The organism is Streptomyces virginiae (genome assembly GCF_040638905.1).
Classification (GTDB): Bacteria; Actinomycetota; Actinomycetes; order Streptomycetales; family Streptomycetaceae; genus Streptomyces; species Streptomyces virginiae_B.
On the sequence record NZ_JBEZYV010000026.1, the window covers coordinates 87,121 to 105,284 of the forward strand.

General features: G+C 73.0%; 14 protein-coding genes, 1 tRNA gene and 3 pseudogenes. 10 read left to right on the plus strand and 8 right to left on the minus strand.

Features of this window, described 5'->3' with window-relative positions; all coding sequences use genetic code 11:
* Positions 1–27 precede the first annotated feature (27 nt).
* Positions 28–435, minus strand: coding sequence for a hypothetical protein (locus tag AB0F82_RS28365; RefSeq protein ID WP_362632419.1), 408 nt, complete (start codon positions 433–435; stop codon positions 28–30).
* Positions 436–685: 250 nt separating this feature from the next.
* Between AB0F82_RS28365 and AB0F82_RS28370 the strand changes: the two genes are divergently transcribed.
* Positions 686–2,011: a tetratricopeptide repeat protein gene (locus AB0F82_RS28370; RefSeq protein WP_362632420.1), complete on the plus strand. Its 1,326-nt coding sequence runs from the start codon at positions 686–688 to the stop codon at positions 2,009–2,011.
* A 737-nt stretch (positions 2,012–2,748) separates the two neighbouring features.
* Here AB0F82_RS28370 and AB0F82_RS28375 read toward each other — a convergent pair.
* Positions 2,749–3,345 carry a histidine phosphatase family protein gene (locus AB0F82_RS28375; protein WP_030666343.1) on the minus strand — a complete coding sequence of 199 codons (597 nt, stop codon included), beginning with the start codon at positions 3,343–3,345 and terminating at the stop codon, positions 2,749–2,751.
* Positions 3,346–3,493: 148 nt separating this feature from the next.
* Between AB0F82_RS28375 and AB0F82_RS28380 the strand changes: the two genes are divergently transcribed.
* The 3 genes from AB0F82_RS28380 to AB0F82_RS28390 are packed head-to-tail and all read left to right on the plus strand — an operon-like array spanning position 3,494 to position 7,580.
* Positions 3,494–4,663, plus strand: coding sequence for a hypothetical protein (locus AB0F82_RS28380; RefSeq protein WP_356813871.1), 1,170 nt, complete (start codon positions 3,494–3,496; stop codon positions 4,661–4,663).
* Complete coding sequence (locus AB0F82_RS28385) at positions 4,651–6,234, plus strand: hypothetical protein (protein ID WP_362632423.1); 1,584 nt, start codon at positions 4,651–4,653, stop codon at positions 6,232–6,234. The genes AB0F82_RS28380 and AB0F82_RS28385 overlap by 13 nt, the downstream gene beginning before the upstream one ends.
* Positions 6,231–7,580, plus strand: coding sequence for an AAA domain-containing protein (locus AB0F82_RS28390; RefSeq protein WP_356813873.1), 1,350 nt, complete (start codon positions 6,231–6,233; stop codon positions 7,578–7,580). Before AB0F82_RS28385 ends, AB0F82_RS28390 begins: the two co-directional genes overlap by 4 nt.
* A gap of 206 nt (positions 7,581–7,786) precedes the next feature.
* Here the strand turns inward: AB0F82_RS28390 and AB0F82_RS28395 are convergent, their stop codons facing one another.
* Positions 7,787–8,269 (minus strand): MarR family winged helix-turn-helix transcriptional regulator, encoded by a 483-nt coding sequence (locus AB0F82_RS28395; protein WP_356813874.1) that lies wholly within the window; start codon positions 8,267–8,269, stop codon positions 7,787–7,789.
* Positions 8,270–8,384: 115 nt separating this feature from the next.
* Here AB0F82_RS28395 and AB0F82_RS28400 point away from each other — a divergent pair, with 115 nt between their 5' ends.
* From AB0F82_RS28400 to AB0F82_RS28415, 4 genes and pseudogenes are all read left to right on the plus strand, one after another.
* Positions 8,385–8,966, plus strand: a complete 582-nt coding sequence (locus AB0F82_RS28400; RefSeq protein WP_356813875.1) for an NADPH-dependent FMN reductase — start codon at positions 8,385–8,387, stop codon at positions 8,964–8,966.
* Between the two features lie 240 nt (positions 8,967–9,206).
* Positions 9,207–9,551: a hypothetical protein gene (locus tag AB0F82_RS28405; protein ID WP_356813877.1), complete on the plus strand. Its 345-nt coding sequence runs from the start codon at positions 9,207–9,209 to the stop codon at positions 9,549–9,551.
* Between the two features lie 131 nt (positions 9,552–9,682).
* Positions 9,683–10,307, plus strand: a pseudogene (locus AB0F82_RS28410) (bifunctional DNA primase/polymerase).
* Positions 10,298–10,371, plus strand: a tRNA-Lys gene (locus AB0F82_RS28415). The pseudogene AB0F82_RS28410 and the gene AB0F82_RS28415 overlap by 10 nt, the downstream one beginning before the upstream one ends.
* Before the next feature lie 86 nt (positions 10,372–10,457).
* Here the strand turns inward: AB0F82_RS28415 and AB0F82_RS28420 are convergent.
* Positions 10,458–11,693 carry a M6 family metalloprotease domain-containing protein gene (locus tag AB0F82_RS28420; protein ID WP_362632427.1) on the minus strand — a complete coding sequence of 412 codons (1,236 nt, stop codon included), beginning with the start codon at positions 11,691–11,693 and terminating at the stop codon, positions 10,458–10,460.
* 345 nt (positions 11,694–12,038) lie between these two features.
* On the opposite strand from AB0F82_RS28420, the gene AB0F82_RS28425 reads away from it, so the two are divergent.
* Positions 12,039–13,916: a putative bifunctional diguanylate cyclase/phosphodiesterase gene (locus tag AB0F82_RS28425; RefSeq protein ID WP_436842174.1), complete on the plus strand. Its 1,878-nt coding sequence runs from the start codon at positions 12,039–12,041 to the stop codon at positions 13,914–13,916.
* A gap of 64 nt (positions 13,917–13,980) precedes the next feature.
* On the opposite strand, the gene AB0F82_RS28430 is transcribed toward AB0F82_RS28425, so the two are convergent.
* From AB0F82_RS28430 to AB0F82_RS28445, 4 genes and pseudogenes are all read right to left on the minus strand, one after another.
* Positions 13,981–14,166, minus strand: a complete 186-nt coding sequence (locus AB0F82_RS28430) for a hypothetical protein (protein ID WP_362632431.1) — start codon at positions 14,164–14,166, stop codon at positions 13,981–13,983.
* A pseudogene (locus AB0F82_RS28435) lies at positions 14,166–14,549 on the minus strand (Scr1 family TA system antitoxin-like transcriptional regulator); the annotation flags it as partial. The gene AB0F82_RS28430 and the pseudogene AB0F82_RS28435, both read right to left, overlap by 1 nt.
* 153 nt (positions 14,550–14,702) lie before the next feature.
* Positions 14,703–16,388 carry a glycosyl hydrolase family 18 protein gene (locus tag AB0F82_RS28440; RefSeq protein WP_362632432.1) on the minus strand — a complete coding sequence of 562 codons (1,686 nt, stop codon included), beginning with the start codon at positions 16,386–16,388 and terminating at the stop codon, positions 14,703–14,705.
* Between the two features lie 255 nt (positions 16,389–16,643).
* Complete coding sequence (locus tag AB0F82_RS28445) at positions 16,644–17,831, minus strand: LLM class flavin-dependent oxidoreductase (protein ID WP_362632434.1); 1,188 nt, start codon at positions 17,829–17,831, stop codon at positions 16,644–16,646.
* Positions 17,832–18,082: 251 nt separating this feature from the next.
* Between AB0F82_RS28445 and AB0F82_RS28450 the strand changes: the two are divergent.
* Positions 18,083–18,164, plus strand: a pseudogene (locus AB0F82_RS28450) (IclR family transcriptional regulator); the annotation flags it as partial.

The window sequence follows — 18,164 nt, forward strand, 5'->3', positions numbered from 1 at the left end:
TTGTGCGGGGCGGCCGGCCGGGAGCGGTCAGCGGCAGTTGTCCGCGGCCTCGATCAGCCGGGCCGCCTCGCCGAGCGCCGCACGCAGCACCTCGGGGTCGGTGACCGGCCCGACGGCCTCCGGCGGGAGCAGCCAGCCCGTGGCGCCCGCGGTGGGCGAGACGGCGTCGCCGAAGCGCATCCCCCGCCCGTCGGACTGCGTACACGCGCTACCCGGAAGGTCCCAGGCGTCGGCGGTGCCGGGCGGGACGAGGAAGCCGAGGGTGTCGCCGGACCCGTCGTGCAGAACGGGCCCCATCGGGCCGGACCGGCCGGCCGCGCGACGGATGATGTCCACCGCCTCCAGCCCCTGGCGGGCGGGCACGGTCACCAGGTCAAGGTCCAGGCCCGGGGCCGCGCCGGGTCCGGGTGCGGTGCTCGCTCCAGTGCTCTCCATGCCGGCCTCCACCAAGGGGAACCCCTCCTCGATCCGTATCCGCATGAGTTCAACGCACGGGAACGTCAACGGGTGCGGCACCAAGACGCCGCAAAGGATGGCAGTTCATGGCGGATCGCGGGTGAGATATCCGTTTTGTAGCTAAACATCGCGTGAACACCCCGTCGCTGGCGGTACGTTCATGCGCGCCGGGCCCAACTGCACCAGCCACCGCACCGGCGCTGCGTTCCTTGCCAGAGAGGTCACGTCCATGGCGGCGTTCCCCCACTCACCCAACTCCACGTTCCGGCGGCTGCGCGGGCAGCACTCCCCTGCTGAGTTCGCGGCCCTGGTGCGCCGGGCGGCGAAGGAAATCGGAGAAACGGTTTCCTGCGACGCGCGCTACGTCGGCCGGGTCGAGTCGGGCGAGATCCGCTGCCCCAACTACGCGTACGAGCGGGTCTTCCTCCATATGTTCCCCGGCCACACCCTGGCCGACCTGGGCTTCTCCCCCCGCGAGAGCGTCCGCGGACGCTCGGCGCAGCGCGGCCCGCACCCCGCGCCCGTCCCCGTCCCCCGTTCCCCTTCCAGTGCCAAGGAGAGCGACGTGCTGCGTCGCGCGTTCATGGCGGGCGGCTCCGCGACCGTGGCGGCCGCGACGCTCAGCCTCACCCTGCTCGGCGACACCCGCCGGCCGCCCTCGCGCGCCGGCGAGTCCGAGGCGGCCGCCGTCGAGGACGCCGTACGCCGGATCCGGCTGCTGGACGACCGGCACGGGGCGGACGCCCTCTACCGCAAGGCCTCCGAACCCCTGCGCACCGCCTACGCCCTGCTCGACGCCGGTGCCACGCGGCAGTCCACCGAGGACAGGCTGCACTCGGGCGCCGGCGAACTGGCCGTCTCGGTCGGCTGGCTGGCCCACGACTCCGGCCGCTTCGACGACGCCCGCTCGCACTACGCGGAGGCGCTGGCCACGGCCCGGGTGGCCAGGGACTCGGGCCTGGAGGCGCACGCCTTCAGCAACATGTCCTTCTTGGCCCGGGACACCGGTCGCTCGCGCGAGGCGGTACGGGCGGCCCAGGCGGGCCGGCGCGCCGCGTCCAGCCTCGGCTCGCCGCGGCTGCTGGCGCTGCTCGCCCTGCGGGAGGCCGGCGGGTGGGCGGGGCTCGACGACCGCAAGGCCTGCGAGGAGTCACTGACGCGGGCCCACCGGGAGTTCTCCCGGGGACCGGCGGAGGCCGACCCCGAATGGATGTCCTTCTTCGGCGAGGCCGAGCTGGAGTCGCTGGAGGCGCGCTGCTGGTCGGCGCTCGGGGAGCACGCCCGTGCGGCGCGCCACGCGCGGCGGGCGGCGGACCTGCAGGATCCGCACTTCGCCCGGAACGTGGCGCTGTACACCGCCGAGCTGGCCGGTGACCTTGCCCGGGCGGACGCGCCCGACGAGGCCGCCTGGGCGGGCGGGCGGGTGCTGGACCTGATGGGCGAGGTGCAGTCGACGCGGGTGCGGTCGATGCTCGCGGGGACGGCCGCGGCCCTCGTCCCCCACCAGCGGTCCCCCCGCGTGGGCGCGTTCCTGACCCGGCACGCGTCCGCGTAGCGCGGTTCGGCTGCGGCGGGTGGGTGGTGCTGGGGCGCTGCCGTGGCCCTGCGGGTCGGCTGCGGCTGGCCGGTGATGCTGGGGCTTCGCCCCGGGCCCTGCGGTTCGGCTGCGGCAGGTGGGTGGTGCTGGGGCGCTGCCCCGGGCCCCGCGCCTAAATCGCCGGCGGGGCTTGGTGGTGTGGGGCGGTGCCCCGCCGGAGTGTCTCCTCGGCTCGGCGCCAACGGGCCGTCGCGGTGGTACCCGGTGGTCGCGCCTCGTCCTGCGGGGACACTCCGCCGTGTCCCCGCCCCACGGCAGGGCTCCGACAGTGCCCCGAAAACGCCCCCGGCCCGACTGGAGGGTTCCGGGGAGCCGGACCCGACGCTGGGGAAGCGGGGACGGGAAGGGGTGTCCCCGCAGGACGAGCGCGCAACCACCGGGCACAGCCGCGATCGCTCGCACGCGCCGAGCCGAGGAGACACCCCTCCCCGGCCCCGCGGACCCGCCCCCACCAGGCCCGTATCCCGACCCGCAGACCGCCCGCAGGACGACTCGAACCCGCCCGCCCCGCCGCGGGAAGGGCCCCGCGGACCCGCCCGCACCGCACCCGGATCCCGACCCGCGGAAAACGGTCCGGACCCGCCCGCCCCGCCGAGGGAACGGCACGCGCAGCCACACCCAGCCCCGCCGGCGATTGAGGCGCGGGGTCTGGGGCAGAGCCCCAGCACCACCGGCCCGGTCAGCCGAGCCCAGTGCTACACGTCCAGGTGGCCCGTGTCGTTCCAGCGTTCCAGTGCCGGGGCCCCGTAGGCCCAGCCCAGGACCGACAGGGACGTCGGTTCCAGACGGATGCGGGCGCCGAAGGACGCGTCGAAGCCCAGCCAGCGCGCGGCGAGCGTGCGCAGGATATGGCCGTGGGCGAACACCAGCACGTCCCGCTCCGCCGAGCGCGCCCACGCCACCACCTCGTCGGCGCGTGCCGAGACGTCGGCGACCGACTCGCCGCCCGGGACGCCGTCGCGCCAGATCAGCCAGCCCGGCCGGACCGCCTGGATCTCGGCGGGGGTCATGCCCTCGTAGTCGCCGTAGTCCCATTCCATCAGGGAGTCCCACGGCTCCGCCCGCACCCCGAAGCCCGCCAGCTCGCAGCTCTCGCTCGCGCGGACCAGCGGGCTGGTGCGCACCTCAAGGCCCGGCAGGCCCTTCCAGGGGTCGCGGGCGAGGCGTTCGCCGAGCAGTTTCGCCCCCTGCTTGCCCTCCTCCAGCAGCGGCACGTCCGTGCGTCCGGTGTGCTTGCCGAGCTGGGACCACGCCGTCTGGCCGTGGCGGGCCAGCAGGATGCGGGGGGCCATGCGAATCTCCCGATCGGTGCAGGATTGTACGTTTTTACGATGTTTTCCTCGTGCGTCCATCATCCATCACGCCCCCCGCCGACTCTCTCACCGGCCCGTTTCCGCGCTCCGCACACGATTGTCAGTGGCGGATGGGACACTTCCGCGGGTGAGCTCTTACCCGCCCAGCAGCCCCACGCAGCCCACCACGCTGCGTCAGCGGCTCGCCGGCCTGCGAGGCCCCGCCGTGCAGCCCCGACCGCTCGACGCCCGGGCGCTGGCGGCCCTCGCCGCCAACCCCGGGTGCGGCAGACGCGCACTGCTCGACGGCGCCGGTGTGGACAAGAACGCCCTCGCCACGGCCCTCGGGTCGCCGGCCGCCTTCGGGCAGTCGCAGTTCGCCATCGTCCGCGGGAACTCCTTCGAGGCGAAGGTCAAGGGCGACGGCGGAGCCGAGCTGCTGCGGCTGGTCCACGGGCACCTCGATCCGGCCGCCGAGCCGCCGGGGCCCGGCGCCCGCGTCCCCGACCTCACGGCGGCCGGGCCCGAGGGCCGCGCCGCCCGGACCGCGCTCGCCCTGCGCGAGGCGACCGCGGCGAAGGACTGGACCCTGCTGGACCACCCGATGCTGGCCCTGGAGGTGGCCGGTTCGCCGGCCTATCTGGAGCCGGACGCCGTCGTCGTGCACCCCGACGGCCGCTGGACCGTGGTGGAGATCAAGTCGTTCCCCATGATCGACGCGGCCGCGGACGCCGCGAAGGTGGGCGCGGCGGCCCGCCAGGCCGCCGTCTACGTCCTGGCCCTGGAGCGGACCGCCGAGAAGCTGGCCGGCGCCGAGGTCGGGCACACCGTGCTGCTGGTGTGCCCCAAGGACTTCTCCAACCTGCCCACCGCCGCCCCCGTCGACATCCGCCGCGAGCGCGCGGTGACCCGGCGCCAGCTGGAGCGGCTGACCCGGGTCGAGGAGCTGGCCGCCGCGCTGCCCGAGGGGCTGACCTTCGACCCGGAGCGGACAGCCGAGGAGCTGGCCGAGGCCGTGTCGGCGGTGGACGCCGCCTACGCCCCCGAGTGCCTGGCCGCCTGCGAGCTGGCCTTCCACTGCCGGGAGCGGGCCCGCGCCGCCGACGAGGTGACGGCGCTGGGCCGTTCCGTACGGGGTGAGCTGGGCGCGCTGACCACCGTCGAGGAGGCCCTCGCGGCGGCTTCGGGGGCCGGCTGTGCCGAGGACCCCACGGCCGCCGCCCTGCACCGCGCGGCCCGGTTGCGCGCCGAGGCGCTGGAACTCGCCGCCGCCCGTCCACGTCGCCACGTCCCGGAGTCCCCCGAATGCCCCTGCTGAGCACCCTGGCCCGGCTGGAGGCCGTCCGCGCGGGCCGCGCCCAGCCGCTCGCGACGGTGCGCCACCGCCATCTCAGCGACAACCCGCTGGTCTTCGTACCGCTGACCACGGCCGGTGAGGCCGGCGCCCCGCTGGGAGCGATGGTCGGCACCGACCGGAACGAGCCGCGGGTCTTCGTGATACCCCAGCCCCGCGACCGGGACCTTCGGTGGGCGTTCCTCGCGGACCTCGCGGTCCACGTGCTGGCCCACATCGACGCCTACGCCGATGCCGTGGAGCCGGCCGAGCGCAGCGAGACCGACCCGGAGACGGGCAAGCGGGTCAAGGTCGAGACCGAGCTGTGCGTGGACGCCCCGCAGTTGATCGTGCCGAGCCGGGCGGGCATCGAGTACGTGCGGCTGCTGGGGCGGTCGATGAGGTTCCGGCGCACCGCGGAGGAGGATCCGGACAATCCCTATCCGGCACCGTCGCGGGTGCCGCTGCTGGGCCGCTGGTTCACGCACCTCGGCGAGCGGGCGCGGGTGCCCGGGTCCTCGATGCTGCTGTCGGCGACGGACCTGCTGTCGCGGCACTGGGCGACCGGCCAGAGCAACCTGGAGGACCAGCACCTGGGCGCGCTCCTGGCCTGGATCGCGCCGTCCGGCGGCGGGTCGGGGGCCGAAGCGGCCCTGCGTGCGGAGCTGGGCCGCGACGAGCACGGCCAGTTGCTGTGCCCGCCGGCCGGTCCGGCCACCGACCCGGCCTTCGACAACAAGCTGCTGGCTCCCGCGATCGCCCGCTACGACGCGGCGCGCGCGGCCCTGGCGGCCGGGCCCGGGGACGACGACCGAGAGGTCCGGACCGCGGAGCGGGTCGTGCGCCGGCTGGTGGTGGACCAGATGTCGAGCACCTGGTGGGCCACCTGGGAGGCGATCGATCTGGTCCGCGCGCTGCCGGGGGGCGAGCGGGCGGAGGAGCGATGGACGCGCGACCGCTGGTCGTACACCGGGCACCGGGACCGCGTACGGGCGGGCGAGCCGCCGCAGCCGCGCCGTGACGACGCGGTGACGGCGGCGCAGAAGCTGGCCACGCGGGAGACCGAGCAGGTGCGCCTCGACGCGCAGGAGGCGCTGGACGACCCCCTGGTCATGGCGGGCCGGCGGCTGGCGGGCGAGGCCTTCGCCGGCGAGGTCACCGAGGTGGTGATGGAGTGGACGGAGTCGAAGCGGCCCAGTCCGCGGCCGCTGGTGACGGTGTCCACGGAGGACCGGCCGCAGCTCGCGGACGGCAGTGGCGCGAAGGTGTACCGCTCACTGGACGGGCGGCCGCAGAGCGCGCAGTTCGTCCGCTTCGAGGAGGAGGGTCAGGTGGTGCTGCGGCTCCTCGACAAGATGGGGCGCGGCCGGGAGCCGGAGCCGGGTTCCGTGCCGGAGAAGGGCGACCGCGTGTGCTGGACGCTCTTCGAGCACGACGCGCGCGGCGGTCCGAAGCTCCCGGACCCGGAGCGGACGCCGTGGACCCATGGCGGCCCGCCGGGGTCCGGGGCCGCCGTCCACCTTCCCGACGCCGTCACCGACGAGGACATCCTGTGACCGCTGTGCCCGCACCGGCCGCCTTCGACCCGGGTGCCGCGGCCGCCCGGGCGACCGCGGCGATCCTGCACGACACCCTGCACGGGACGGAGCGGGGCGTCGTCGTCGACTCCCCGCCGGGGGCCGGCAAGTCCACGCTCGTCGTCCGCGCGTCGCGGGAGCTGGCCGCGGCGGGGCGCCGGCTGATGGTGGTGGCGCAGACGAACGCGCAGGTCGACGACCTGGTGCTGCGTCTGGCCGACAAGGATCCGGAGCTGAAGGTCGGCCGGCTGCACAGCAGCGACGGGGACGCCTACGACCCGGCGCTGCGGGAGCTGCCGTCGGTGACCCTGTCGGCGAAGCCGGGGGACCTCGCGGAACTCCCGATCACGGTCTCCACGGCGGCGAAGTGGGCGTTCGTGAAGGACGTCGAGCCGTGGCAGCACGCGATCGTCGACGAGGCGTACCAGATGCGCTCCGACGCGCTGCTGGCCGTGGCCGGGCTGTTCGAGCGGGCGCTGTTCGTGGGCGACCCGGGGCAGCTGGACCCTTTCAGCGTGGTCGGGGCGGAGCAGTGGGCGGGGCTGTCCTACGACCCTTCGGCGTCGGCGGTGAGCACGCTGCTGGCCCACAATCCGCAGCTGCCGCAGCACCGGTTGCCGGTGTCGTGGCGGCTCCCGGCGACGGCGGCGCCGCTGGTGTCCCGCGCGTTCTACCCGTACACGCAGTTCCGCAGCGGTACGGGCCCGGGCGAGCGGAAGCTGTCGTACGGGGTGGCCTCGGACGGGTCTGGCCCGGACCGGGTGCTGGACGAGGCCGCCGAGGCGGGCTGGGGCCTGCTGGAGCTGCCGGCGCGGCACACGCCGCGCACCGACCCGGAGGCGGTGGGTGCGGTGGCCCTGGTGGTGCGCCGGGCCCTGGACCGGGGCGCGGTGACGTCCGACGAGCAGTCCCCGGGGCCGGCTCCGCTGACGCCGGACCGGATCGCCGTCGGCACGGCCCACCGGGACCAGGCGGCCGCGGTCCGCGCGGCGCTGGCCTCGCTGGGGGTCTCCGGGGTCACGGTGGACACGGCGAACCGGCTGCAGGGCCGCGAGTACGACCTGACGGTGGTCCTGCACCCGCTGTCGGGACGGCCGGACGCGACGGCCTTCCACCTGGAGACGGGCCGGCTGTGCGTGCTGGCGTCGCGGCACCGGCACGCATGCGTGGTGGTGGCCCGGGCGGGCATAGCGGAGCTGCTGGACGACCATCCGTCGACGGAGCCGGTGCAGCTGGGCGTGACGGTGAAGTTCCCGGACGGCTGGGAGGCGAACCACTCGGTCCTGGCGCACCTGGCGGAGCACCGGGTGTCCTGGCGGCCGTAGAGCGTGTCCGCGCAGTCCCGCTTGCCCCGCGGCGCGGTGTCGGGCGCGCCGCGGGTAATCCGGTATCCGGGCGGCCCTCCGCCTTGCGGGGCTTCCCCTCGGCCCTGCGGGCCTGGGGAGAGCCCATGGCACCGGACGCCGGGCCCCGGCCCTTCGGGCGGCCGGCGCCACTTTGCGGACGGGGCCAGCGGGTTCGCGGGCGCCGGTCAGTCCCTGCCCTTGCGGGCGGCGCCGAACCGGTGGCGGAGCACTTCGCCCACCTCGGCCAGGGCCTGGAGCTGCGCCGGGGTCAGGATGTCGATCAGGTGGCGGCGGACCGATTCCACATGGAGCGGAGCGGCGTCCGTGATCGCGGCCACCCCGGTCTCGGTGAGGACCACCTCGGCGCCCCGGCCGTCGGTGGCGACTTCCTCGCGGCGGACGATGCCGCGCTGTTCCATGCGCGTGAGCTGGTGGGACAGCCGGCTGCGCGACCAGCGCATCAGCTCGGCCAGTGCGCTGATGCGCATGCGGTGGCCTTCCGTGGAGCCGAGCACGGACAGGACGTCGTAGTCGGCTTCGGAGAGCCCGCTGTCCTGGCTCAGGTCGCGTGCGATCTCCGCGTTGACCAGTGGGAACATCCGCCGCCACGCGTACCAGGCGTCCTGCTCGGCCTCGGTGAGCCAGCGGGGCTCGGATGCGGGGGTCATGCCTTCCACTTTAGCCAGGTCGGTGACACATCATCTACCTGGTTGACACGTCACTCACATAACGCTTTCATTAGGTGACACATCAACAACCGCACCGATCGGGAGAGCCCACTCCATGACCCGCCTGCACGTCGTCTCCGCCGCCACCCGCCCCACCTCCTCCGGCCGCCCGCTCGCCCAGTGGGTCACCGCCCAGGCCCGCGCGCACGGCGGCTTCGACGTCACCCCCGTCGACCTCGCCGAGATCGCACTGCCCTTCCTGGACGAGCCCGAGTACGCCTCCACCGGGAACTACGCCCACCAGCACACCCGCGACTGGAGCGCGCTGGTCGACTCCGCCGACGCCTTCCTCTTCGTCCTGCCGATGTACAACGGCGGCTTCACCGCGCCCTTCAAGAACGCCATCGACTTCCTCTACAACGAGTGGAAGGGCAAGCCGGTCGGCATCGTCAGCTACAGCGCCGGCCCCACCGGCGGCGCCCCGGCCGCCGAGATGCTGCTGCCGGTCCTGACCCGCCTCGGCATGCTGCCCGCCGAGCACTCCGTCGCGGTCCCGGGCATCCCGAAGCTGATCGGGGCCGAGGGCTTCGAGGCCCCCGAGGCGCTCGCGGGCGAGCTGGCCGCCGTCCTGGCAGACGTGGCCGAGCTGGCGGCGAAGCGCGCGGCGGAGCTCGACGCGGAGGCCGTCACCGCCTGAGCGGACTCCCGGCCAGAGGGGCGCACGTGGGTGCGGTTGACGGCCGGTCAGCACGATGCGGGGCGGATACCGGTGGTCGGTCGATCGCCCGAGCGACTCCCCCGCCACGGAGGTCCCCGGGCTGCTCGTGCGCCTCACCGGCCGTACAGGTGTTCCAACCCGTCGGGGCGCGCTCTTGCGGGGCGTTGGACAATGGACGGTGGCCCGGAAGGTTTTCGCACGCGCAGCAGGAGGACAGGGATGGCAGAGCCCGAGCGGACCGAGCGGCGGCTGCGGCCGGCGCCGCTGCTCTTCGAGCCCTCGGAGGCCGCGGCGGATCCGGAGCACTTCTTCGACCTGGAGTCGATCGAGGACCCGCAGGAGCTGCTGGCCCGTGCGACCGAACTGACCCTGGCCTTCCGGGCGGCGCAGGAGCGGGCGGTGGAGTTCCAGGCCCTGGCCGCGGCCCAGCTGGCGGATCCGCGGCGCTTCGACCGGCTCACCCCCGCGTCCATCGCCGAACAGGCGGAGTGGACCGAGGACTACGCCCGCAAGATGATCGAATTCGGCGAGACCCTCCAGCACGGGCGCGCCGACCTCACGTAGGCGGCGGGGCGGGGCCGGGGATCATCGCGGTGCGTCATATGCGGGGGGCACCATACTCCAGGCCCGGCCTCCCTGTCCCGATTTCGGTGACTCCGTGAGATCTGGCCGCTACGGCGGGTAGACCTTGGCATATGACGACGCTGACGACGGCCCACGGACGCACCGCCCTCCATGCCCGCGGCGAGCGCACGCGCACCGCGCCCGCCACGCACGTCACCCCGCAGGGCGCCGCCTGGCTCGCCTCGGCCTCCGCGCACCCCCGCCGCACCCTCGCGCTGTGGGAAGCCCGCCCCGGCCTCCCGGCGACGCTGCCCTGCGGGAGCGCCTTCGACGTCGTCAACGTCCCGCTCGTCCTCGGGCGCCGGGTCCTGGACCTGTTGTGGGCCGAGGGCCCCGGGTCCGGCCCGGTCGCCGTGCACCGCGGCCGGATGCTGCTCTTCGCCGCCCCGGGCACCGCGCACCGGCTGCCCGTACTGCTGGCATGGGAGGAATGGGGGGCCTCCCGGCCCGCCCCGGCGCCCCTGTGTCACGGCCGCGGCGACGCCGTCACCGTGCCTCCGCTCGCCGCCGGCCCGGGCCCGTCGCGGTGGCTGGTGGCCCCCGACGCCCGGGAGCCCTGGCTCCCGGGGCCGGACGCCCTGCTCTGGGCCTTCGTGCGGGCGGCCCGGACCGCCGCACCGACGGGACCTGGGGATATCGATTTTTCGTTCCGCGGATCCTCCTGCTAATGTCTTCCTCGTCAGCAAGCGCCGCTAGCTCAGTTGGTTAGAGCAGCTGACTCTTAATCAGCGGGTCCGGGGTTCGAGTCCCTGGCGGCGCACAGACGGAGGAAGGCCCCCCACGCGAGTGGGGGGCCTTCTTCATGTCACCGTCAGTGTCACCGTCACGGCATCATGCCGTCATCCGTCACGTCGTGATCTTGACCGTGTACGCGCCGGACCTGGTGCGGTCGGCCACCTCGATGGTGATCCGCTCCCCGGGCACCGTGTACGTCTCGCCCACCTCCAGCGGCGCGTCCGCCAGCGGCGGGTACACCGAGCGGTCCCAGCAGGCTTCCGTCGCCGGGTGCGCGTCCAGCACCTCGATGGGGCCGCCGCCGGACGCCGCCTCGTTGCGCACCCGGTAGACGAGGACCCCTTCGGTGCAGGTGTCGCCGTCGTTGCCGGACGATCCCCGCGCCTCGACGGCGATCGCGCTGCCGGGCCCCGTACGGACGACCGCGAGCCGGGTGCCGCCCGTGCCGCCGCTCGGCGGGGCCTGCCCCAGCGGCTGCAGGGTGTGCAGCGACGAGCCCGACTGCACGCAGTCCACCTGGGAGGGGTCCAGCCAGCCCAGCTTCCACTTGTGCCAGGCGAAGAGGTCGGGGGACATGCCGAACTGGCTGCCCATGACGTCCCAGTCGCCGACGTAGGTGTCCCAGTCGCCCTTGCCGTCGGTGGGCCGGTGGTAGAGGTCCGGCAGGTCGAAGACGTGTCCGGTCTCGTGGGCCAGCACGTTGCGGTCCGGCGGGTGGCGCTCGAAGACGGTGACGATCCGCCGCAGTTCCGCGCCGTCCGCGACGATCGGGCGGTCGAAGTTCACGACCTTCGTGGCGTCCGAGTCCACCCCGGGCGCGTCCGGGTCGGCGACGAAGTAGACGACGTCGTACTTGCTGAAGTCCACCCGGGCGTCGGTGGCGGCGACGGCGTCGCGCAGGTAGGCGGCCCGGTCGCCGGGGGCCCAGTCACGCCTTATCCCGTACGCGGTGGACGGCTTGGGCATCCGGATCCACTGCTTCTGCGGGTGCGGGGCCAGGCGGAACCGCCCGTACGAGGCCTGCTCGAAGAAGTCGCTGGTGGCGGGGAAGTAGTCGCGGGTGAGCAGCTCGGGCGTCACGGTGCTCCGGTGGTCGGGGAAGGAGAGGAAGACCATGACCGCGTCGAGCGTGCGTTCGGGCCTGGGGTAGGCCCCGTTCCAGGTGTCCAGCCCCAGGGAGTGGTGCGCCCCCGTACGGGTCAGCGCGCAGGGCCCGGCGCCGGGATCGGCCACCGCGGGACCCGCGACGAGCGACATGGCGGCGAGCGCCATCAGGGAAGTGAGCGCCGCGGCGGTACTTCGGACGCGAGAGCGGTCCACTCCCCCGGGTGTCTGCTGTCGCGTCACATCGACCTCCGGTGGTGGATTCGTACCTGTTTAGCCACCTTGAGGCGATTGTCTTACTAATGCCCTGTTCCGCTGCCCCACACGAGTGAGCGATGCGGCAAGACGGTGACCCCCGGACTTCACGCGGGTGTCTACAGAACGTCACGACCGATCACCCGAGATCAGCAGGAGCCTTCTCCCGCTCACAGCTGCGCAGAAACGATCAAGCGATCTTGGCCCGACGATCCGTCATCACGCCGAACTCCCGCGTCTCAACCGGTGACGCCGCTGGATAGGGCCTCCCGGCAGCCTCTATGATCGGCACACTTTCCTGCACGGACACTCACGAACACTGCGGGGCCAACGGTGAGCGGAACCTCAGAAGGAACCGGTTCGGCGGCCGACAGCATCCGATCGGCCATTACGGAGCGTCACCCGTCAGTGCCGGCAGTGCCGTCGGCATCCCATCGCGCCGATTCCGATCTGCGCGACTACCGGGCCGCGTTCAACGCGGCCCACCTCGCCATGGCGGTCGTGGACCGCGAGGGCTACGTCGTGACTGCCAACCAGGCCTTCGCCGGCTTGCTCGGCAGCGAGCCGCACGCGCTCGTCCACCGCTGCGCCGCCGACCTGGTGGACCTGGCAGCGGAGGCCCGCACGTGGGCCGCGTACCAGGAGGTCCTGCGCGGCCGTCAGGCCCGGCTGCGCTGCACCCGCCGGCTCAAGCACCCCGACGGGCATTCGCTGTGGACCGAGGTCACGCTGGGGCCGGTGCCGGGCACCGGGAACGTCCTGCTGTCCGTCTCCGACATCAGCGACCGGCGCGACCTCCAGGCGCGGCTGCGCCACCTCCAGATGCACGACCCGGTCACGCGGCTGCCCAACCGGGCGCTGTTCTTCGAGCGGCTCTCCGCCGCCCTGGAGGCGTCCTCCTACGACCACGGGGGCGGCACCGGGCGGATCGGCCTGTGCTACCTGGACCTCGACGGCTTCAAGGCCGTCAACGACACCCTCGGCCACCGCGTCGGCGACCGGCTGCTGACGGCCGTCGCCGCCCGGCTGACCCAGTGCGCCGACCAGTCCGGCTACGGGCGCACGGGCGGGCACCTGGTCGCACGGCTCGGCGGCGACGAGTTCGCCCTCCTCGTGGAGGACTCCACCGGCACCGAGCAGTTGGCGGACCTGGCGCGCAGCGTACTGACCGCCGTACAGGAGCCGTTCGACCTGGCCGGGCAGCGGCTGTCGGTCTCCGCGTCCATCGGCGTGGTGGAACGAGCCACGGACGGCACCTCGGCGACCGGCCTGATGCAGGCCGCCGACACGACGCTGTACTGGGCCAAGGCGGACGGCAAGGCCCGCTGGACCCTCTTCGACCCGGAGCGCAACGCGCACCGCATGACCCGGCAGGCACTGTCCTCGACCCTGCGGCCGGCCGTGGAGCGGGGCGAGTTCGCGCTCGAGTACCAGCCGCTGGTGGACCTGGAGAGCGGCGCGCTGCGCGGGGTCGAGGCCCTGGTGCGCTGGAACCACCCGCAGTTCGGCACGCTCACGCCGAATCGGTTCATCGGTATCGCCGAGGAGGACGGATCCATCGTCCAGCTGGGGCAGTGGGTGCTGCGCACCGCGTGCCGGCAGGCACGCCGCTGGCAGATCGAACAGCCCAGCGACATGCCGGTCTTCGTGTCCGTCAACGTCGCCGTGCGGCAGGTGTGGGACTCGGACTTGGTGGGCGACGTCGCGGAGATCCTCGCGGAGACGGGCCTGGCGCCGCAGCTGCTCCAGCTGGAGCTGACCGAGTCGGCAGTGATGGGTTCGGCCGGGAGGCCGCTCCAGGCCCTCCAGGCGCTGAGCGACATGGGCGTCCGCATCGCCATCGACGACTTCGGCACCGGCTACTCGAACCTGGCCTACCTGAGCCGGCTGCCGGTCTCGGTGCTGAAGCTGGACGGATCCTTCGTGCGGGGCTTCCGCTACGACGAGGGCGCGCACCCGAACCCGGCCGACGAGACCATCGTCGAAGCCCTGGTCCAGCTCGCGCACCGGCTGGGCCTCACGGTGACCGCGGAATGCGTGGAGACCCCGGGCCAGGCGGCCCGGCTGCGGCGCGTGGGCTGCGACACGGGCCAGGGCTGGCTGTACTCCCGCGCGGTGGCCCCGGACGTGATCGCCCGCATGATCGGCCACCGGGTGGAGGCGGCGGCCCCCTCCCAGCCCGACGAACCGGCCCGGCGCCCCCTGGTCTGACGGGGAGTGCGGAGCGGTGTCCCGGCCGGGCCGGGCCGGGCCGCGGCAGTTCAGCCGTCGGCCGTCAGCCGTTGACGGTCTTGCCGTAGCGCAGGGCGCGTAGCCGGCTCGGACTTGGAGATGGTGGTCCTGACACGATGAAGACGAAGCCCGGGCAGCCGGTGCGGTAGGTGCGGTAGGTGCGGTAGGTGCGGTCGCCGACCGGGTCGGAGGCGTACGCGCTCCGGCTGTAGGGATGTCGCGGTTGCACCCTGCATGCAGAACCGCCCGGGCGTACCTCTCCGTCTGCAGGAGTCCGTACACCAGCTGCGGCTGGAACGAGGAGATGTGCGTCGCCCTCGCCTCCATCTCGGCGTACGCCTGGAACCAGCTCGGCAGCTGAGTCCTCAGGACGAGCCCCACCAGACGGGAGAACACCCCGCCCGTACCAAGGGCGGCGTCCAGTCGTTCGGAGAAGTCACGGGTCGGGACGCGGCGGCCGTTCTCCACCATGCCGATCAGGGAGCCGGTGCAGAAGATGATGGCGCCCAGCTCCGCCTGTTTCAGGCCTGCCTCTTCTCTCAGCCGGCGCAGCTCGAAGCTGTAGTAGTCCAGCGGCGAGGCGCTGGGATCGATGTCGCGGGCCAGGACCATGAGACGGCACCCCAAGCGGGAAACGGGCTTGTGGCCGAGCGTAACGACATCACTACGGTCCGGTGTCCGGAATTCCGCAACCATGTCACACACCTCCGCCCCACCCCGGGAGGGGTGGGGCGGAGACGTCGCTCGGCGCGGGGTGGGGGGAGATCAGCAGGCGCCGAGGTCCTTCCAGACACCCCATTCACCGGTGGTGCCCGGCGTCTCGTTCTGCGTCCACCACTGGGCCTTGTACTTGCGGCCGTTGTGGGAGACCTCGTTGCCGGCGGTGTAGACCGTGCCCGCGACATAGGCCGGGGTCGAGCCGCAGCCCGTGGTCGGCGGGGTCGTGGGAGGCGTCGTCGGCGGGGTGGTCGGCGGCGTCGTGGGAGGCGTGGTCGGCGGGACCGTGGTGCCGCCCAGGGCGTCGGAGATCTGGTTCAGCAGCGTGGCGTTGTTGTCCAGGCCGAGCAGGGAGTACATCATCGCGCCGGCCAGGCCGCGCTGCTTGCCGTAGTCGACCCGGGCCTGGACGGACTTCTGGTTCAGGCCGGTGAAGAACTCGCCGTCCTTGTAGAAGTACGAGGACTTCGACCGGTCGTCCCAGAAGGTGGTGGCCGGGTTGTCGACGATGCCGCCGAGCTCCTTGTAGTGCGCGATGCCCGCCTGCTGGCTGAGCGGCCGCGCGCCGGAGCCGCCCGTCGCGGTCTGGGCGAGGCCGTTGGTGGTGCCGGCGGGCACGCCCTTCCAGCCGCGGTAGTAGAACTCGTAGCCCAGGGTGAGCTTGTTGGCGGGGAAGCCGCCGGTGATGCCGTAGGCCGGGTTGCCGTCGATCCAGGAGTCGATGGCGTTGTCGATGCTGTACTTCTCGGTGCCCGGCGCGATCGGGTCGGTCGGGTCGGCCGCGGACGGGTACAGGGGTGACTGGTGGTACGTGGGCCCGTCGCCGTCCCAGGCGCCGTGCATGTCGTACGTCATGATGTTGGCGTAGTCCAAGTACTGGCCGATCTTGTCGGTCTCGATGTACTTGATCTTGTCCTGGCCGGCCGGGAGGGCCGCGGTCAGCATGTACTTCTTGCCGCCGTTGGCCGCGCCCTCGGCGTCGAGCTGCTTGCGGAACTCCTGGAGCAGCAGGGTGAAGTTCTGCTTGTCCTCGGGGCCGTAGTGGTTGCCCAGGTGGCCGCCGGCGGAGCCCGGGTACTCCCAGTCGATGTCGATGCCGTCGAAGATGCCCGCCGCGGTGCCGGGGCCGCCGAAGCCGCCCTCCAGGGGGAGGTCGCCCTTGATGTACTGCTTGATGCAGGAGGCGACGAACTTCTTGCGGGAGGCGTCGGTCTTGGCCGCGTCGTGGAAGTACTTGGAGTACGTCCAGCCGCCCAGCGAGATGTTGATCTTCAGGTGGGGGTACTTGGCCTTCAGTTCCTTGAACTGGTTGAAGACGCCCACGATCGGCTGGTTCCACGTGTCGGCGACGCCGTCCACGCTGTCGGCGGCGCCGAAGGACTTCTGGTAGTCGGCGTAGGAGTCGCCCGCGCCGTCACCGGCGTTGGGGTTGTTGTCGTCGCCGGCCGCCTTGTTCGCCTCGAAACAGGTCAGCTCGGTGGGGTGGATGTTGCCGAACGAGTAGTTGATGACGTCCAGCTTGCCCGCTATGCCCCGCGTGTCGAGGTGCTTGGGATAGAAGGCGTTGCCGTACACGCTCCACTGGTCGTAGTAGGCGATACGGACACCGCCCGCCGCCGCTCCGGCCGCGGCGTCGGCGGCCTGGGCCGTGCCGAATCCCGCGAAGGAGGCAAGCGCTCCGACTGCCAGCGCGGCCGTGGCGGCGGCTGCGACGAGGGGTTTACGGATGGGCATGAACTGCCTCCGGGGGGGTGGGAGGAGAGAGCAGGAAGTTCGGGTGAGAGCAGTGATAGCGATCACCGCAGCACCCCGTCAATGGTTCGGACCAAAGAAGGACTAGACCACTCCCGGCACATTTCCCCAAGTCAGAGAGCTGAGCGCACATCAGAAACCGCTCGCCACCCCGGGTGACGAGCGGTTTAAGGTTGCCTTGAGACACGCTCCCGCAAGGTTTTGGCAATGAACCAGCCAAACCCCGTTATTGCAGGGTCAGTCGACGGCCGGCGCCTGCGCGGGCATGCCGTACGCATCCGCGACGAGCTCGTAGGAACGCAGTCGGGCGGCCCCGCTGTGGGCGTTGGCGGTGAGCATCAACTCGTCCGCGCCGGTGCGCTTGGCGAGGCCGTCGAGGCCGTCGGCGACCGCGTCCGGGGTGCCGTGGACGATGTTGGCGAGCCATCCGTCGACGAACTCCCGCTCCAGCGGGGTGTAGGGGTAGGCGGCCGCCTCCTCGGGCGTGGGGACCAGCCCGGGGCGGCCGGTGCGCAGCCGCAGCATCGACAGCGCGCCCGTACGCACCTGGGCGCGGGCCTCCTCGTCGGTGTCGGCGGCGAGCGCCGAGACCCCTATGACGGCGTAGGGGGCGTCGAGGACCGCCGAGGGCCGGAAGCTGTGGCGGTAGAGGTCCAGCGCGGGCAGGGTGCCGGCCGCGGAGAAGTGGTGGGCGTAGGCGAAGGGCAGGCCGAGCTCGCCGGCGAGCTGCGCGCTGAAGCCGGAGGAGCCGAGCAGCCACAGCGGCGGCCGCCCGGCCGGGCCCTGCACCGGGCCCGGTACGGCGTGCACGCGGGCGTAGGGGTGCCCGTCGGGGAAGTCGTCGTCGAGGAAGCGGGTGAGCTCCGCGAGCCGCCGCGGGAACTCGTCCGCGCCCTCTTCGAGGCGTCCCGGCCCGCGCAGCGCGGCGGCCGTGCGGCCGTCGGTGCCGGGGGCGCGGCCGAGCCCGAGGTCGATCCGCCCCGGGGCGAGCGCCTCCAGGGTGCCGAACTGCTCGGCGACGGCGAGCGGGGCGTGGTTGGGCAGCATCACGCCGCCGGAGCCGAGCCTGATGCGAGAGGTGTGCGCGGCGAGGTGGGCCAGGATCACGGCCGGTGAGGAGCTGGCTACGCCGGGCATGGAGTGGTGCTCGGCGACCCAGTGGCGGTGGTAGCCGCGGGACTCGGCGAGGCGGGCGATGGCCACGCTGGTGCGCAGCGAGTCGTGCGCGGTGCTGCCGGCGCCGACGGTGACGAGGTCCAGGACGGAGAGCGGTACGGGCGCCCGCCCGAGGGCGGTGCCCCGGATGCCGCTACGGCTCTCCTGCGTGCCCTCGGCCCTGCCGTCCGCCGGCTCCTGCGCCGGCCGGCTCGGTACCCCGCTCGGCACGCCGTTCCGTACGCCGTTCTCGTCCCCGGTGTCACTCATCGTCGCTCCCGTCCCGTCTCCACGTCCGCACGACGCCCGTGCGGCACCGTACGAAGAACTCGAACCGTGAGCGGCCGCCGGGCATTCCCGCCACCGCGGGACGGTGCGCATGCCCCTGGCATATGCCATTGGAGTAGATCCAGGCAGACAGACGTGATCGAGCCAATCAATCTCCCCAACGGGCGCTCCACATGGGCCTCTTGATGGCTATCGTGGTAGGGCAAGCGGTAACAACCTGCTAGGGGGAAACCGTGGCGCTGAAGCCCGAGCCGACCGCGCCGTTCCACTCGGTGCAGTACGCACTACGCGTACTCGAAACAATCGCACGTCACA

Coding starts and splice junctions, on each gene's coding strand:
- AB0F82_RS28365 (WP_362632419.1), bottom strand. CDS start 435: ATGGAGAGCACTGGAGCGAGCACCGCACCCGGACCCGGCGCGGCCCCG.
- AB0F82_RS28370 (WP_362632420.1), top strand. CDS start 686: ATGGCGGCGTTCCCCCACTCACCCAACTCCACGTTCCGGCGGCTGCGC.
- AB0F82_RS28375 (WP_030666343.1), bottom strand. CDS start 3,345: ATGGCCCCCCGCATCCTGCTGGCCCGCCACGGCCAGACGGCGTGGTCC.
- AB0F82_RS28385 (WP_362632423.1), top strand. CDS start 4,651: ATGCCCCTGCTGAGCACCCTGGCCCGGCTGGAGGCCGTCCGCGCGGGC.
- AB0F82_RS28395 (WP_356813874.1), bottom strand. CDS start 8,269: ATGACCCCCGCATCCGAGCCCCGCTGGCTCACCGAGGCCGAGCAGGAC.
- AB0F82_RS28400 (WP_356813875.1), top strand. CDS start 8,385: ATGACCCGCCTGCACGTCGTCTCCGCCGCCACCCGCCCCACCTCCTCC.
- AB0F82_RS28405 (WP_356813877.1), top strand. CDS start 9,207: ATGGCAGAGCCCGAGCGGACCGAGCGGCGGCTGCGGCCGGCGCCGCTG.
- AB0F82_RS28440 (WP_362632432.1), bottom strand. CDS start 16,388: ATGCCCATCCGTAAACCCCTCGTCGCAGCCGCCGCCACGGCCGCGCTG.
- AB0F82_RS28445 (WP_362632434.1), bottom strand. CDS start 17,831: ATGAGTGACACCGGGGACGAGAACGGCGTACGGAACGGCGTGCCGAGC.